The following is a 15,701-nucleotide window of genomic DNA, read 5'->3' as shown; positions in this document are numbered from 1 at the left end:
ATTTTCTCCTTTATTCTTCGATAAATAGTTCAGGATTAAATCGATATGATTCCATGAAACCACTTAAAATTTTTCTAAAAACCTCTTTGTTATCTTCAACCATTTCGATTGGCTCAAACATCGTGATGTTTCCATGGCTTAATATGTTCAAGTATCTTGCAAATGCATAATAGTCTTCATCGTCTTCATCACGCTTAATACATTCGATAAAGTCTTTAAATCCATGAAAAGATGCTGCCTTTTCAAGAACGTTCCGCAAAATATTGAAGTGATAAGTGTAGAGTTGACCTGTGTCCGCTGCTTTTTTTAGCTCTTTTATCAATGCAACATGGTAAAGAAATGGAGTATCTGTAGTATCTCGAATGAGATATTCACCCGTTTCCTTATTCTTTGATAATAAATAATCCTTTCCTTTTGTCCTTTTAAACTCATTATACATTACATTGAAAAACAACGAATGATGAGAGGATATAACCACTTTAATATCATCATGGCTTTTTAACAAATAAGCAAGATGACTCGCAACTGCAATGGCATTATTATCATCTAGCGATGAAATAGGGTCATCAATATAGATATACTTCACCCAACTGTAAGCCGGCTCTTGATCCACTACTAATTGAACAATAGCAAGGAAGAAACACCAAACAAAGATATTTTCTTCACCGCGAGAAACTTTTATGTTATCTATTTTTTCAGTCCCCTCACCTATTCTTACTTCCCGTGAAAAACTAATCACCCAGTCTTCATAGTCAATCGAAAAATCAAAATCAGTATACCTTCTTAAAAATGGCCGAATGCGACTTTCCATTTCAAGTTCTCTTAAGCCATCAAAAAAACGAGAATTTTTATTAATATACAACAGTCTATTGGTGTCTCCCTCAAAGTCGTTTTCCCAAGTGAATAAATCTTCTGTGAAAGCATTGTAATATAATGTATCTCGCGTTTTTTCTTCACTTTCAGGAATAGGATGTTTCCCTAAATCTTTAAACGTTCCTGAAAGTCTTGTTTTGCCTGTTCCATTGTATGCAAAAAGAAGAACATACTTCTTGCTTTCGAGAACAGTTCTAAAATGGGCCGACAACGAATTTAAATCTGAAAAAGAAGACATTATAGGTTGAGGACTCATTCACTCACCTCCTCAATAGAAGGGAACAATCCTTGTATTAAGCCTTTTTTGTGTTTCTTTAATGATTCAATTTTTTCTGCTTGTGAGGTTATAAGAGTGTCTATGCTTGAAAAACAATCGGCGATTTTTTCTTGTTCTTCAAATTTAGGCTTATAACATTTCCAATTCTCTATTGTTCCTTTTGTAATATGCAGCAATCCCAGTCCATTTGCAGACTGAGATTTCATTTTCTCTGTCTCTCTATCAAGCAACACGAATAGGAATTTTTGAGCAACATCCTTATTTCTGCTAACTTTCCAAATGTGATAATGGTAAATAACTTTTTCTCCATGCCAAATTTTGGGTCCGAAAGTAGCAGACCAAGCATATAAAAGGTCGCCATTTTCGCAATACTTATTCTCGTCAAGCTCTAAATTAGAATAATACCATGAATTATTAGAAAAAACGTTACCTACACGAAGCACTCTATATTTACCAGATTGTAGGAGTTCATCTTGTTTAAACGCACGACCATTAAAAAATGTTGCCATATCACCGAATGTGCATTCTTCCCACTCCCCGCTATCCCTAAACTCCGGAAATCGCCATTCTGGCACAGTCTTACCATCAGCAGGGAACATCTTCTGCATTAAGCCTTTTTTGTGCGCTTTAAGAGCCTTAAGCTTTTTATCTTCAGCGTTGATCAGACCATCAAGAGAAGAAAGGCAACTGGCGATTTTTTGTTGTTCCTTAAGATTGGGCGTATATATTGGAAACCCTAAGAAAGTATCAACTTGAATACGTTTAGCTCTTCTTCCACCGTCCGCCATTTCACCATACTTTTTATAAAAGTTAGTACGTTGTACATACTCAAGCAAAAATCTTACATTAATATTTTCACTTACATCAAAACAAGGTAAATCAACTGTAGATTCATAGCCATCCAGATAATTGGGGACTATTCCAAAAGCTTGATTTAGGAAGTCAAGTTTACTGTAGATAAATTGCCCTGATTTTCGTCGAAAATATTGCGTGTTTTGGCTACCTTTTAGTGTTTCTTTTTTTTCAAAAACACCTTGTCCCCATAATTTCACAGTAAGTTTCTTTGCAGTATCGCCTTTATTTCCTTTTATTCTACTTTCTTTCAAATACTCACCTATATACTTTTTTTTCCAATCAGCTTCATTATTAAACTCCGGAAACCTAAGCTTTGGCACCAAAGCCACTTTATCTTTTTTACTCATACGCATTCAGCCCCACAATCACACGTCCGCTTGCATGCTTTTTAAGCAGCGGGATTAATTCGTCCATCAATTCTAGTTCTTTTTTTGTCCTGTCTCTCCAGCCAAGCTCTAGCGGCTCTAACAGATCACTTAGTTTTTCACCGTCAAAAATCATGCGCCCTATAATTTCATCTATAAAGGCTTTCAACGATGCAGGTTCAATACCGTGTTTGTTTGCAATTGATTCCATTTCTTTTACTGCTTTTTCTTCCTTGAATTTTTGGTATCCAGCTTTTATTTCCTTTTCATCCAACCCTTTTCCAGATTCCAATGTGCTGATATAAGCAATAATATCTTCACGTTCTTCCATCATATTTGAATTGGAACAAAGTAAACTAATAAGCTGCTCACGGCTCATTTTTTCTTTTTTAGGCACATCGGGTTGTGTATATCTCGAAATTAGAGACATAATGTAGTCATAATCAATAATTGCAGAGGAAAATAGAACGAACTCAAAATCAATCTGTTCAATCACCGGATCTTTATCCCTAATATCTTTGCCCTGCTGTGCTTTTAACATTTGGGCAGTTTCAATATAGACACCACGGAACGCACGCAAAGTGTCTTCCGGCAACAGTTCTTCAATTTTTGCCTCTTGTTCTTCTTTGATATCTGTATATTGGTCAAGCTGTGTTTTAAGGCGCTGCACTTCCTTAAATTTATTGATAAATTCACCTCGTGCGGCGTCGCCCTTAAGGTTGCTTACTTGCTCTGGCTTACATTCTAACCCTTGTGATTCCATAAATTCCTCAAGATCGGCAACTGCTTTATCCAGCTTTTCAACCACAACAGGAGCGGGGTCAACAAGCCAAATTTCTTTTGCCCTACTACTGTTTTCTTTTCCAGAAAACAGTGCAATTGCTTCATCTACATCTTTTTCTTGCCCTCTAAAGTCAAGAATATTTCCGTAAGGCTTTGTGTCGTTCAAAACACGGTTTGTTCTTGAAAATGCTTGAATTAAGCCATGTTGCTTTAAGTTTTTATCAACGTACAAGGTGTTTAGATACTTTGAATCGAATCCTGTTAAAAGCATATCCACCACAATAGTTATATCAATTTTGTTTACCTGCGGATAGTCGGAATTTGGGTACTTTTGGTCTTTGATACGTTTTTGCACATCTTGATAGTATAAATCGAATTCGTTTATGCTGTGATTTGTGCCGTACTGCAAGTTGTAGTCATCAATGATGCTTTTAAGTGCTGCCTTTTTCTTATCGGGCTCTTGTTCGTTATCGGCTTTTTCTTGCTGTAGGTCTTCTTGTAACTGCTTAACATCTTTGTTTCCTTCAGCCGGTGGAGAGAAAACACAGGCAATATTTAACGACTTAAAGCTTGCACCCTCATTCTTTTTGCGTTCCTCTTGTAACGACTTGAAGATCTCAAAGTATTCTATTGCATCGTTGATAGAAGCTGTGGCAAAAATCGCATTGTATCGTCTACCATTAGTAGCGGCATCGTGTTTTGTTAATATTGCTTCGACAATCGCTTTTTTGCTTACAGTGTCAGAGGCTTTTGCTGCTTTTTTGACATCTTCCGGCTTAAAATAATCGATGTGAAAGCGAAGCACATTGCGGTCATCAATGGCATTAGTTATGGTATAGGCATGTAGTTCTTTTTCGAAAACATCTTTTGTTGTGATATAAGAACCAACCGTTCCATCAATTTGTTTATATGTTGCATTTTCTTCAAATATTGGTGTTCCGGTAAAGCCGAAAAGCTGTGCTTTCGGGAAAAAGTTTTTAATTGCTTCATGATTATCGCCAAACTGTGAGCGATGGCATTCGTCAAAAATAATGGCAATACGTTTATCGGTGAGCTGTGCCAAGCGGTCTTTGTAGGTCGGTTCGCCCCTTTTCTTTTTCTCTTGGTTACGCTTGCTATCTTCATTAAGAGCGAGCCCAAGCTTCTGAATTGTGGTAACAATAACTTTGTCACGGTAATCATCCGAAGTAAGCCGTTTAACTAAACTTTCTGTGTTGGTATTCTCTTCAACGCAGCCTTCTTGAAATTTATTAAACTCCAATCGAGTTTGTCTATCTAGGTCTTTTCTATCAACGACGAATAAACACTTCTCAATTTCAGGATTGTCCTTCAATAGTGTTGATGTTTTAAACGATGTAAGTGTTTTTCCACTTCCGGTAGTATGCCATATATATCCGTTGCCACGATTCTGATCGATACAGTCCATTATTGCCTTAACAGCGTAAATCTGATAAGGACGCATAATCATCAATTTCTGCTCACTTACAACAAGTACCATGTAACGGCTAATTAATTGCCCGAGAGTGCATTTTGGCAAAAAGTTGTCAGAAAAATCATGAAGATGGGTAATTTTGTTATTGTCCTCATCTGCCATCTGATAAATTGGCAAAAAGCGCTCGTCTGCATTAAAACCAAAGTGCTCCTTGTGATTGTTGGCAAAATAATATGTGTTACTCTCATTACTCACAATAAAAAGCTGCATAAAGCAAAGCAGCGAGTTTGTATAACCATTGCCGTGGTCGTTTTTATATTCTACAATTTGCTCCATAGCTTTTTTAGGTGTGATTTGCAGTGACTTCAGTTCAACCTGAACAACAGGAACCCCATTGATGAGGATAATAACATCATAACGATGATTGCTGTTATCTGTGTTTATGCGTAGTTGGTTTATCACTTCAAATTCATTTTTACACCAGTCTTTTATATTAACAAGGGTGTATTGCAGCGGCGTGTCATCATCACGCTTAAAAGTGTTAATTTCTCGTAAAGTCCTTGCAGCAGTGAATACATCTGCAGTGATAATACTATCTCTGAGGCGCTCAAATTCAGAATTGCTTAACTTTACACGATTCAGTCTTTCAAAATGTTCTTTGAAATTAGCTTCAAGCGAAGCTTTATCTCTAATATCCTCACGATATATATATTTTAAGTTCCTAAGCTTTTCTATAAAGCCGGCTTCTATTTCCCTTTCAGCTTTCATATCTAATCTCCTCATATTATAGAATAGAAATTCCCTAAGCCCTTTCTATAATTACACAATATCTATTTTGCCTTCAAGAGCAACTCAATCAATTCATTGTTTACATATTTATTTTTACAAAGCTTGATTAGGGCATGTCGAGCAATTTTATTCGGCTTTGTATGATTATTCTCCCACCGATTCATAGATGTAAAACCAACGTGTAGCTCACGAGCAAGTCCCCCTTGAGACAAATACAGCCCCAAACGTACTTTTTTAATCACTTCGCTTAACTCCATTTAGAATCACCTCGCAATTGTACAACCAACCACAATATATTATATCATATGCTATAGCGTTTTTCGGTAAAAAGCTATTGACACAATGCGATGTCTTTAACATCAATTGTTGGAGAAGGGCTATGCATTTGAAAAAGGAGTTGCATACACAGCTCCTTCAATGTTTTAGAATGGTTTTCTATAGACCTTCATGATACGCGTATCGTTTTGGAAAAGCCTTTCGCTTGGGCTATTTTTTCCGGAATATGACCAAGATGTCACTCGTCGCATTTTCCGCGTCGAAGAACTTGAAAATGTGTCCACTTTAATTTCAGATTCTATCACACGATTCCATCGTTAATTTCTTTCTCATGCAATATAGAATAATTCCTTCCACTTTTTAGGGTCAGTGGGATATTTAATACCTAACTCAGTTGCAATGACAATTGTTTCTTCCAATGACAGTAAAGGATATTGCTCCTGGATATCAATAATAAAGTCGTAAAATTCAGTCAAAAAATATTTTCGTCCTAAACGTGATAAAAATTCATGCTGCCTATTTGTCTTTATTCATTTCAAGCGCATAGATCTATCTAACGAAGATACATCTTGAATTTTTAACCATGGTTTATATTCCGAACCACGGCCTTCTTTTGTCCATTTCTAAATTTTAGATGTTCTTTTTCTTTTTGGCATAAAAACACCCCTTTAGACAAAAATATCCAAAGGGGTAAAACGGTATAACTTTCTTTAAAACGATACATCTTTCTTTTAAATCTACACAAATTTATTACAAAAAACTATCCACATAAAACGAATAGTTTCTTGTCAAATTACTTTACAATCGATTCTTTTGATAACTTCTCAATAGTTGGGATATCCGCAGGTGCCCACTCTAAAGCTGCTAGTTCATTTGGGTATAACCATTTAATTGCTACGTGCTCAGTTAAAACCGGACTTCCCTCAACAAGTTTACAATAGAAAGTTTTCAAATGGACAATACCAAAATCATACTCATAGGCTGTATAATCAATTTGCTCACCAATCTGCACGCTACAATGCATTTCTTCATCAATTTCACGCTTTAACGCCTCTTGAGGTGTTTCTCCCTCTTCTATTTTTCCACCTGGAAATTCCCACATAAGAGGTAGCGATTTAGATGGTCCTCTTTGTGCACATAAAATTTTCTCTTCTTGAACAATTACCGCTCCAACAACATAAATATTTTTCTTCATTATGTCCTCCTTAAATCTCACAGAAACTCTATAATTTACGTTTCCACATCTTATAGACTGAAAAATGCCTTTTATATCTTTTAACGACTAATAAATTTTTAATCAGTAAGACAGATTTTGTCTATTCCTATCTAGTACCTTAAATGTAATTAGCCTAACACTCTCATCTCTTTTATATTATATAGAAGTAACTACAAAAATAAAGCATGATTGAATACTTCCCTCTTAAGCCTCTTTTTTCACCATCTCTTTATACCTAAAATTACTCTCCTCCAAAAACCCCCTCGTCTCCCCACTATCCTTATAAAAACTCTCCCAACCCCGCTCCCTCAAAATCCCCTTCCAACTATCACTCTCCACCATCCTCTTAATCACACCATCCCAATAAGCAACCTCTTCCTCCGTCATATCTTTTGGGCCCATAATTCCTTTCCAGTGCTGGAAGATGACGTTGATTCCTTGTTCTTTCCATGTTGGGATTTCTAGTAGGCGGTCTAGTCGTTTTGGTGCGGATACGGCTAGTATTTTTATTTTGCCGGCTTTGTATTGTTTTTCGGCTTCGGATAGGGTCATAGTTGCGGCGCCTATTTGTTTGTTCGTTAGGGCGTTTATGATTTTTTCTTTGTTTTCGTAGACGAAGAATTGTAGTTCGGCAGGGTTTATGCCGAAGGCTTTGCTTACTTGTACGAAGGATAGGTGATCGTCGTTTCCTAGGCCGGGGGCAACGCCGATTTTGAAGTTTTGCTTGTCTTGTTTTAGTTGTTTCATTAGTTCGTTTGCGTTATCTATGGTGCTGTCTTTTGATACGACCACGACTTCCCAGTCCGATGCGAGTGTCGCGAGCGGCGTGAAGTCTTTATATGTTAGTTTACTGTGGCCTAGTAGGTTGTTCGTTATGAGTAAGCTTGAGTTAATCGCCAGTATATGACCGCCTTTTTGTTTCGTATATTTCCATCCGACATCACCGCTGCCACCTACTTTGTTTGTGACTGTGATTGGTTTTGTGAAGATTTTTTCTTCTGTTAGTGTTTTTTGCATTGCCCGTGCTGTTAAGTCCCATCCAGCGCCTTGAACGTTTGGCGCAACGATTTCTAATTTGTCGATGTTCACTTTATTCGTATGGGATTTTTCCGAGGAACAACCCGCTATTACTCCTGTCATGATCCATATACATAGTAATAATCGTTTTTTCATAGTCCTCGTCCTATTCGGTATTTTCGTTCTGGTCGTCCGATAATGCCGTATTTGTACTCTACTGTACATTCGTTTGTCGCTACTAAATATTCTAAGTATCTTCTTGCGGTTGTTCTGGAGGCCCCCATTTGTTCTCCCATTTCTTCTATTGTAATGCCCTCTTCGAATCCTTTTATAATGTCTTTCACTTTTTGCAGTGTTAACGGATCAACACCTGTCGGTAAGTTTTTTATGTCTTGTGTTTGCGAAGTCCCGAAGAAATTATCGATGAGTGCTTGATTTACTTCATTGTTACTATGTAATAGTTGCTTCTTTCTTTTATAGTCTTCAATTGTGCGAACAAATTTTTCTAACGTGACTGGTTTTATAAGGTAATTGCTTACTCCGTTTCGAATTGCTTTTTCTAGCATATAGTTTTCATTCGCCGCTGTTACCATAATGACGTCAACGCTTGGAAAGTCAGCATGGATTTTTGGTAATAAGTCGGTTCCGATCCCATCTGGTAAGTAATTATCTAATAGAAGCAAATCGATTTCTTCTCTTTGTAGTAATTCCATCGTTTCTTTCGCATTCAATGCTTTTCCAATCACTTTTACGTTCTTTATTTTCGATAAAAACTCTTCTTGAATTTGCGCGACGCGGAAATCATCTTCTGCAATTGCAACCTTCAACATATGTCCATCCCCCTGTTTGTCATGTACTTTCTCTCAATGTTTTTTGGAAGGTAAATTGTAAAAATCGCTCCCCCATTTTTCTCGTTTTGAATTTCAATTGTTCCCTCTAGTAGATCTACCATTTCTTTTACGTTTGCTAGTCCGTAACCACGATCAGTTCCTTTCGTTGAAAATCCTTTTTGAAAAATGGTCGTAATTTTTTCTACCGGTATTCCTATCCCACTATCTATCACTTCAAATACAATATCGTGTCCTATATCCGTAACGAAGAAGGAAACTCTCTTCTCCTCTTGCCCACTCACCGCATCAAATGCATTATCGATTATGTTTCCAAGGATCGTAATAAGGTGTGAAACTTTTATATGGTCTGGTAACGGATGAAGCGCACTATCTCCTTCAATATGAAAATCGATTTTCTTCTCAGATGCTGTTCCGATTTTTCCTAATAAAATTGCTTGTACTTTTGCATCATGAATTTGATGGAATAAAATATGGTTTTGGCTTTGATGAATGTTAGATTCTTGTTGGATAAATTCAATCGCTTCCTTGTATTGTCCTAACTGAAGTAATCCTGATAAGACGAAAAGTTTATTTGTAAATTCATGCGTTTGAGCACGTAAGTCCTCTGAATACTTTCTTACCTCAGATATCGTATTCACTAAGTTTTGCAGTTCTGTTTTATCTCTAAAACTACATACAACGCCTACCGTACTATTATTTTCGAGTATCGGTGTCATGTTTAAAATAAACACTTTATCTTGAAACGCGATTTCTTGATCGGTTTCTAGCACTCTTTCCATATTAAAATTCGGTAAAACTTTTGAAATGTGCTGCTGCATATAATCATCATTTACATGAAGCATTTCTTCTGCTGAGGTGTTCATCATCGTAATAAAACCGTTTTGATCAATGGCGATAATCCCTTCTTTTATAGATAGTAGTATCGCGCTTCGTTCCCGGTATAGCGCTGCGATTTCATTCGGCTCTAAACCGAGTGTATCTTTACGAATACTACGTGCTAAAAGAATGCCGCCAACAATTCCAGCTAGTAATACACCTAATGAAAAGAGGATAATTTCTTTCGTTCTACTCAATATGTTAGATTCAATACCTTTTATTAAAAACTCTACTGTCACAACGCCTACGACTTGATCGTAGTCTCCGTTATGAACAATAATAGGTGCCTTTGCCATTAAGGCTGGACCACTTGTACCATTTCCTTCGAGTGTATAATAACCACCAAAAGTAAGTGCCTCATAGTTATACGGGTTGTTACTCTTTGTACCAATCAACTCCGAATTAGAATGTGAATACATAACCCCATAGCGATCTTCCACAATTACATAATCCGCACCAGCTTGCTCACGAACTTGTTCCGCAATGGATTGGATAGTACTTTTATGTTCGTTATTTTGAAAAGCCTCTTTTATAGCTGGCATAAAAGAAAGAGATTTAGCTGTTTGCAGTGCTAACTGTTCCACTTGGTGCTTCGTATCAACGGACTGAATGTAAACAAATATTCCCGCTAACAGGAGAACGACAAATAAAATTAACGTAATAATTAAGCTTACTATTTTCGTTTGCAATGACACTTTGCGTGATTTCTTCATACTTCATATCATTTGATAAAATATTCTAAACTATCAATCTCCTTTTTCTATTATTATGACAAAACGAATAAGGAAGCAACTATTAAAACTCTCCATGTACATAAAGTACAAAAAGAATAAAATTGTCACAATATTGAGATTTTATTCTACAGACAGTACAATTCAACTATAATGAACACGCTTTCATAATTATCATTTTATTTATAAGCAAGAGGAGGAATTATTATGGCTCAAGCAAAATCTAATCGAGTCGCCGGCAATATTTTCAAAGGTTCTGTCGGCAATTTAATTGAATGGTACGACTGGTACGTTTACTCTGCTTTTGCTGTTTATTTTTCAGCAGAGTTCTTTCCTAAAGGCGATCCAACGAGTCAGTTACTAAACACAGCGGCTATTTTCGCAGTTGGATTTTTAATGCGCCCTATCGGAAGTTTATTAATGGGACGCTATGCAGATCGGCACGGACGCCGGGCGGCATTAACCCTCTCCATTACGGTTATGGCCGGTGGTTCTTTAATTATTGCCTGTACACCGAGTTACGAAAGTATCGGTATTATGGCGCCAATTATTTTAGTTCTTGCCCGTTTACTACAAGGATTATCACTTGGTGGAGAGTACGGAACTTCCGCAACGTATTTATCTGAAATGGCTAGTAGTGGACGCCGTGGTTTTTATTCAAGTTTCCAATATGTAACGCTCGTTGCTGGACAGATGGTTGCGTTAGGCGTTCAAATTGTTCTTCAGCAATTACTAAGCGAACCAGATATGAAAGCTTGGGGATGGCGTATTCCATTCATTATTGGAGCGATGGGCGCAGTAGCTGTATTATGGCTTCGCCGCACGATGGATGAGTCGGAGCAGTTCTCAAACATAAAATCACAAAAACGTGAAAGCGCAGGAACCGTTCGCGCGCTTATGAAACATCCGAAAGCAGTATTAACAGTAGTCGGCCTAACATTAGGAGGCACTGTTGCATTTTATACGTACACAACATATTTACAAAAGTTCATGGTAAACACAGTCGGCCTTCCGAAAGAAGTTGTAAGCTGGATTAACTTTGTCGCACTACTTATATTCGTCGTACTTCAGCCAATTGCAGGGCTATTATCCGATAAAATTGGACGCCGCCCACTATTAATGGCATTCGGTATTCTCGGAACATTACTAACAGCACCGATCTTCTTCTTCATGGAAAAAACGACAGAACCAATCGTAGCATTTTTACTCATGATGGTCGGTCTCATTATCGTTACTGGTTACACATCAATTAATGCAATTGTAAAAGCAGAACTCTTCCCAACTGAAATTCGCGCACTCGGCGTAGGTTTACCATATGCACTAACAGTCGCGATATTCGGCGGAACAGCTGAGTTCATCGCATTATGGCTAAAAAGTATCGGAATGGAATCACTCTTCTACTTCTACGTAGCTGGATGTATCGCGATCAGCTTTATTACGTATTGGCGTATGGATGAGTCATCGAAAACTTCGCAGATTGAGGCGGAGCTTGGTGGTGGGGATAAATTAGTTAATAATAAGTCTAGTTAAAATTATGTATTCTAGTATCTTCGTTTATTTGAAAAAGCATAATTCACTAATATGCAATTTAAAAACCTCTACTTATATGTAGAGGTTTTTAAACTTTATAACAAAAAAGATATCCAAATCTACTTCTCTTCTTTTTTGATTATGACATGTATTATTTGTAATAAATCATTATGAAACGAAAAAAGAAGATTATAGGGGTAACATCTCATGTCTATCAACTTAAGAAAAATATATACCTACTTTATAAGATACACCAAGTTCAAGTATTCTCTCATTTCAAGCCTTGAAATGCGGTATAATACTTGAGCCATTTTTTTACACTAAAACTTGAAGCCTGTCTACCATTTACACATATTTCTACATATAGTAAGTAAAGCTATCATTCGAAAACACTAGCGGTTCGTTTCACTTCGTGGTAAATTAAACCAATTGAAACATAAAAATCATTTCCAAAATGAAGATAATAATTTATAAATGTAGTTAACGTTCTATTCTTAGTAAAAAGTTAAACAAGGTGATAATTTAAATCATTTAGAAGTTTTCTATCTAATTATACTAAAGTTGAGTGGTGAAACTAATATGAGCCAATGGCTAAGTAATGATAAAATAGCAGACCATGATTTTGGTGGTTGCATATTAAAATTTTTACTAGGTATGAGTATCATTTTTATACTTATTCTATACCCTATTTATTGGCTGTTTTTTCAAGAAAACGAAAAACCTCTTGTAAAAAATACGTCATCCAACCAAGCAAATCAAATAGAAATTACGGGAATTTCTTATGGACATCTCTCCGATGATAAATACATAAAAATGTACTTTAAAGAAAAAAACAAACTTGTAGAGAAAACAAAAGTAAGGGTAGCTAATTTTAATATAATTAATAGTTCAGACCTCTATGAAATTTCATGGAAAGATAATACTAAAGTTGTAATAGTAATGAAATTTGAATATGAAACGAAAACATTGGAATATGATTTCGAAACTGGAACAATAGGTGGATATATTAATAGTACAAATAATAACTTACTATAGCCTAATTCCAAATATGTAGGATACACCTCCAAAATCATAAAAATCTTTTCATATTATTTCTATTAAAACATCGAAAAGAGGTGGCACTTTGAACAAATGGGCTATATTATCTTTAATATGTGTACCTTATGCTCTTTTAACTATAGTAAATGAACATACATTAGAAATAGGTGGATCAGCGAATATCTTTTGGAAAATTGGTTTATTTGCACCACTTATAGGCGTTTTATTTTCAGCTGGAGCCAGTAAAACTTACCAACGCGTTATGCTTGCCGTATTTAATTTAAGTTACTATTTTGCACTTTACATCTATATGATATACACTTTTTAAAATACTCTTATACTTGTTTTATGAACATATATTTTTGGGAGAAAATCATAAAAATAAAACATACTATTTCTCTTGGTCAAAGACTTTTAACTAACTATACATTTTATAAATATTTCTCCCCATGAATCTAGTAAAATTGTAGTGGAGTTGAATTTTCCTTCAAAATATTTCTTATCCTTTTTATAATTTAATAGTTGGAAAGACTCATAGTTATTAGATGAGCTCTTCAATTCCCAAATTTTCATTTTCCTTCTCCCTTATATTTAATCTATTCATAAATTATTTCGGGCTATTTAATTTTAAGCTGCCATCTAATAAACGTATTCTTATGTCATGTAAAGCTGCAACAGCGTCTGCTTGAGTACCACCATATTCTTTAACTTCTTTTAGTACCTTAGTTACCTCTTTCATATAATCCGTACAATGGTTACCTATATGTAACACTTCAGTAGTCACATATTCATTTACTTTATACGGTAAAAATACTCCATTAGCAGCAGAATCATGGTGTATTCCAAATTCTTTTAATAATTCTTGTGCTTCAATAGCTCTTTTATCATTCCAAGGTGTTAGGTGATGTGCTGCATTAGAATATGGGGGTGGTTCAACCCCTGCATCTTTTCCCCCATGCTTCAATCGCTTTTTCTGCGTTATGAATCCCTCCAAAACCAGGATGTAGTGGCAGCGGAACACCAACAGCTTGACCACCACCAATATGGTGATGGACTAATTTAGTTCCACGTAATCCAGTAAAATCATATTGTAGAAATTCCCATCTAAATCATTAAGGATTTAGATGGGAATTTCCCTATCACATAAGTAATATCATTTCTTATTAAATTTACTGTGTATCAGTTCAAAGAGTTTATTTGCACCAAGTGAAATTGCGCCAATAATAAGAACACCAATAATAAAATAAATCTTTTTAAATAAGTTGTAAGGAGATAAAATAGCAACTACAAGAAGTATTATAATTGCAACGAATGTGACTAATTTTCCAACTTTAAATGCTTGCATATCAGCATTCCTCCTTCTGGATAAAAACAGCCAATATATTCATACATCACAGGTTCTTTAACCATAGGTTTTTGTTTCCTTCCATAAATCACAATACTTAAATTCAATAAACCTCTTTAAAAGGTTTCATGTGTTCTACCCCCATCTTCTATATGCTTCCTTAAATAATAGTACCTATGGAATTCCATAATGAAATGAAACAAAATAAACGAAAGCATGGAGTATACACACATTAATACAATTGCTACCATCTTTTGTGTTGCAAAACCAAGACTGATATTAGCAATGAGTTGACCCAATCCTACAAAAGCCACTACTCCGAAACTAGAGTTTTTTTCGATTATTTTGATTTTTTGATTGATTCCTGAAGTTTTTTAATATGATTTTTATAATAATAATACAAAGCAAAAATATACAAACCAACCGAAAAAATAAAATAGATAGGAGTTTGTAATCCTAACATTCCATATGCAAACTTTTGAGTTATAACCAATAATCCGACTGAACATATGGCGCCATATACTCCTCGAAATAGAGTGTATTGTAACTGTCGTTTCCGAGGATTGATAGCAATCAATATCGCCCACAAATTTAAAAAAATAACTGGAGGAGTTACTATATATACATAGAGTAATCGAAAAGGATTCGCAAAAGCAGGCAAAAGAACAAACACATCCGCCCCCAAAAGGACAAGACCAATTACGTGGACTCTTATTTCATTTACAGGATAAAGAGCCATATAATGTGCAAAAGCTTTCTTATTAAAATCTAGACTTTTTTTCATGTTAATTAAACCACCCTGCTATTGTTGACCAAGCTTTTTTCGAACCTGTTTTCACCATATCCTTAATACTTTCATCTTCACCATCATCATCTAAATCAACATCCCATTTCACACCTTCTGTGAAATATTATTCCCTTCTCGAAAAGAAGATCAACCCATTAATAAGATCTAGGCTTATCAAAAATTTCAAAAAGCCAAAGATTTTGCTGGGATCGAATCTATTGGGACTCACACCATGTGCAAAACCTTCGGCTATTGGTTCTATAAACAAACAAAAGATTTCGCTATGTTGTAAGAAATACTCAATCATAGCACCTCATAAATTACACTTAAAATATATTGGTATCAATAAGGAAGAAAAAGATAATATCTGAGCTACATTTCAAATTTAAAAAATAAAAAGGGCATATCCCTTTCAGAATTGCCCTTTACCTTAAGAGTATATGTCAGCTTATTATTTATTTCTTTTCACAAAATGATGAATCCCTTCAAAGATTACTTCTTTTAGAGCTTCTGCATAATCCGAATAACCTTGTTTCTCTGAAATTATTTCCAATAATCCCTTACATTCCCATCAAGTATTATAGTAACTCCTGGCGTTAGTTCACCAGTTTCTTCATTCTCAAATGTTTCTTTTATCATAATTAATTTATTTTCTTCCAT

At 35.5% G+C, this 15,701-nt stretch carries 13 protein-coding genes and 7 pseudogenes; 4 read left to right on the top strand and 16 right to left on the bottom strand.

Annotated elements, in window-relative coordinates:
- Positions 1–10 precede the first annotated feature (10 nt).
- The 9 genes and pseudogenes from ACX9TM_RS05060 to ACX9TM_RS05020 form a co-directional block, all read right to left on the bottom strand.
- Positions 11–1,129: an AAA family ATPase gene (locus ACX9TM_RS05060; protein WP_065382004.1), complete on the bottom strand. Its 1,119-nt coding sequence runs from the start codon at positions 1,127–1,129 to the stop codon at positions 11–13.
- Complete coding sequence (locus ACX9TM_RS05055) at positions 1,126–2,352, bottom strand: restriction endonuclease subunit S (RefSeq protein ID WP_065382003.1); 1,227 nt, start codon at positions 2,350–2,352, stop codon at positions 1,126–1,128. The genes ACX9TM_RS05060 and ACX9TM_RS05055 overlap by 4 nt, the downstream gene beginning before the upstream one ends.
- Positions 2,345–5,353 carry a type I restriction endonuclease subunit R gene (locus ACX9TM_RS05050; RefSeq protein ID WP_065382002.1) on the bottom strand — a complete coding sequence of 1,003 codons (3,009 nt, stop codon included), beginning with the start codon at positions 5,351–5,353 and terminating at the stop codon, positions 2,345–2,347. The genes ACX9TM_RS05055 and ACX9TM_RS05050 overlap by 8 nt, the downstream gene beginning before the upstream one ends.
- Before the next feature lie 62 nt (positions 5,354–5,415).
- Positions 5,416–5,631 carry a helix-turn-helix domain-containing protein gene (locus tag ACX9TM_RS05045; RefSeq protein WP_065382001.1) on the bottom strand — a complete coding sequence of 72 codons (216 nt, stop codon included), beginning with the start codon at positions 5,629–5,631 and terminating at the stop codon, positions 5,416–5,418.
- Positions 5,632–6,009: 378 nt separating this feature from the next.
- A pseudogene (locus tag ACX9TM_RS05040) lies at positions 6,010–6,306 on the bottom strand (heteromeric transposase endonuclease subunit TnsA); the annotation flags it as partial.
- A 137-nt stretch (positions 6,307–6,443) separates the two neighbouring features.
- Positions 6,444–6,845 carry a (deoxy)nucleoside triphosphate pyrophosphohydrolase gene (locus ACX9TM_RS05035; protein ID WP_000739614.1) on the bottom strand — a complete coding sequence of 134 codons (402 nt, stop codon included), beginning with the start codon at positions 6,843–6,845 and terminating at the stop codon, positions 6,444–6,446.
- A 225-nt stretch (positions 6,846–7,070) separates the two neighbouring features.
- Positions 7,071–8,039, bottom strand: a complete 969-nt coding sequence (locus ACX9TM_RS05030; RefSeq protein ID WP_065382000.1) for a tripartite tricarboxylate transporter substrate binding protein — start codon at positions 8,037–8,039, stop codon at positions 7,071–7,073.
- Positions 8,036–8,713 carry a response regulator gene (locus tag ACX9TM_RS05025; RefSeq protein WP_065381999.1) on the bottom strand — a complete coding sequence of 226 codons (678 nt, stop codon included), beginning with the start codon at positions 8,711–8,713 and terminating at the stop codon, positions 8,036–8,038. Before ACX9TM_RS05025 ends, ACX9TM_RS05030 begins: the two co-directional genes overlap by 4 nt.
- Positions 8,707–10,323 (bottom strand): ATP-binding protein, encoded by a 1,617-nt coding sequence (locus tag ACX9TM_RS05020; protein WP_065381998.1) that lies wholly within the window; start codon positions 10,321–10,323, stop codon positions 8,707–8,709. Before ACX9TM_RS05020 ends, ACX9TM_RS05025 begins: the two co-directional genes overlap by 7 nt.
- 225 nt (positions 10,324–10,548) lie before the next feature.
- Here ACX9TM_RS05020 and ACX9TM_RS05015 point away from each other — a divergent pair, with 225 nt between their 5' ends.
- From ACX9TM_RS05015 to ACX9TM_RS05005, 3 genes are all read left to right on the top strand, one after another.
- Positions 10,549–11,871: an MFS transporter gene (locus ACX9TM_RS05015; RefSeq protein WP_000035840.1), complete on the top strand. Its 1,323-nt coding sequence runs from the start codon at positions 10,549–10,551 to the stop codon at positions 11,869–11,871.
- A 579-nt stretch (positions 11,872–12,450) separates the two neighbouring features.
- Positions 12,451–12,906, top strand: a complete 456-nt coding sequence (locus ACX9TM_RS05010) for a hypothetical protein (RefSeq protein WP_000084806.1) — start codon at positions 12,451–12,453, stop codon at positions 12,904–12,906.
- An 88-nt stretch (positions 12,907–12,994) separates the two neighbouring features.
- Complete coding sequence (locus tag ACX9TM_RS05005; protein ID WP_001045662.1) at positions 12,995–13,237, top strand: hypothetical protein; 243 nt, start codon at positions 12,995–12,997, stop codon at positions 13,235–13,237.
- A gap of 95 nt (positions 13,238–13,332) precedes the next feature.
- On the opposite strand, the pseudogene ACX9TM_RS05000 reads toward ACX9TM_RS05005, so the two are convergent.
- The 6 genes and pseudogenes from ACX9TM_RS05000 to ACX9TM_RS04975 form a co-directional block, all read right to left on the bottom strand.
- Positions 13,333–13,482, bottom strand: a pseudogene (locus ACX9TM_RS05000) (imm11 family protein); the annotation flags it as partial.
- A gap of 34 nt (positions 13,483–13,516) precedes the next feature.
- Positions 13,517–13,873: an AHH domain-containing protein gene (locus ACX9TM_RS04995; RefSeq protein WP_158520305.1), complete on the bottom strand. Its 357-nt coding sequence runs from the start codon at positions 13,871–13,873 to the stop codon at positions 13,517–13,519.
- Positions 13,842–13,955, bottom strand: a pseudogene (locus ACX9TM_RS04990) (hypothetical protein); the annotation flags it as partial. The gene ACX9TM_RS04995 and the pseudogene ACX9TM_RS04990, both read right to left, overlap by 32 nt.
- 107 nt (positions 13,956–14,062) lie before the next feature.
- A complete protein-coding gene (locus ACX9TM_RS04985; RefSeq protein ID WP_065381996.1) occupies positions 14,063–14,254 on the bottom strand; it encodes a hypothetical protein in 192 nt (63 codons plus the stop codon).
- A gap of 11 nt (positions 14,255–14,265) precedes the next feature.
- Positions 14,266–14,349, bottom strand: a pseudogene (locus ACX9TM_RS04980) (DUF4176 domain-containing protein); the annotation flags it as partial.
- A gap of 21 nt (positions 14,350–14,370) precedes the next feature.
- A pseudogene (locus tag ACX9TM_RS04975) lies at positions 14,371–15,038 on the bottom strand (hypothetical protein).
- Positions 15,039–15,165: 127 nt separating this feature from the next.
- Between ACX9TM_RS04975 and ACX9TM_RS04970 the strand changes: the two are divergent.
- Positions 15,166–15,412 (top strand): annotated as a pseudogene (locus ACX9TM_RS04970) (tyrosine-type recombinase/integrase); the annotation flags it as partial.
- Between the two features lie 80 nt (positions 15,413–15,492).
- Here the strand turns inward: ACX9TM_RS04970 and ACX9TM_RS04965 are convergent.
- A pseudogene (locus ACX9TM_RS04965) lies at positions 15,493–15,701 on the bottom strand (hypothetical protein).

It is taken from the genome of Bacillus sp. LH1 (genome assembly GCF_057924895.1).
This window is presented reverse-complemented; position numbering and strand designations above follow the sequence as displayed.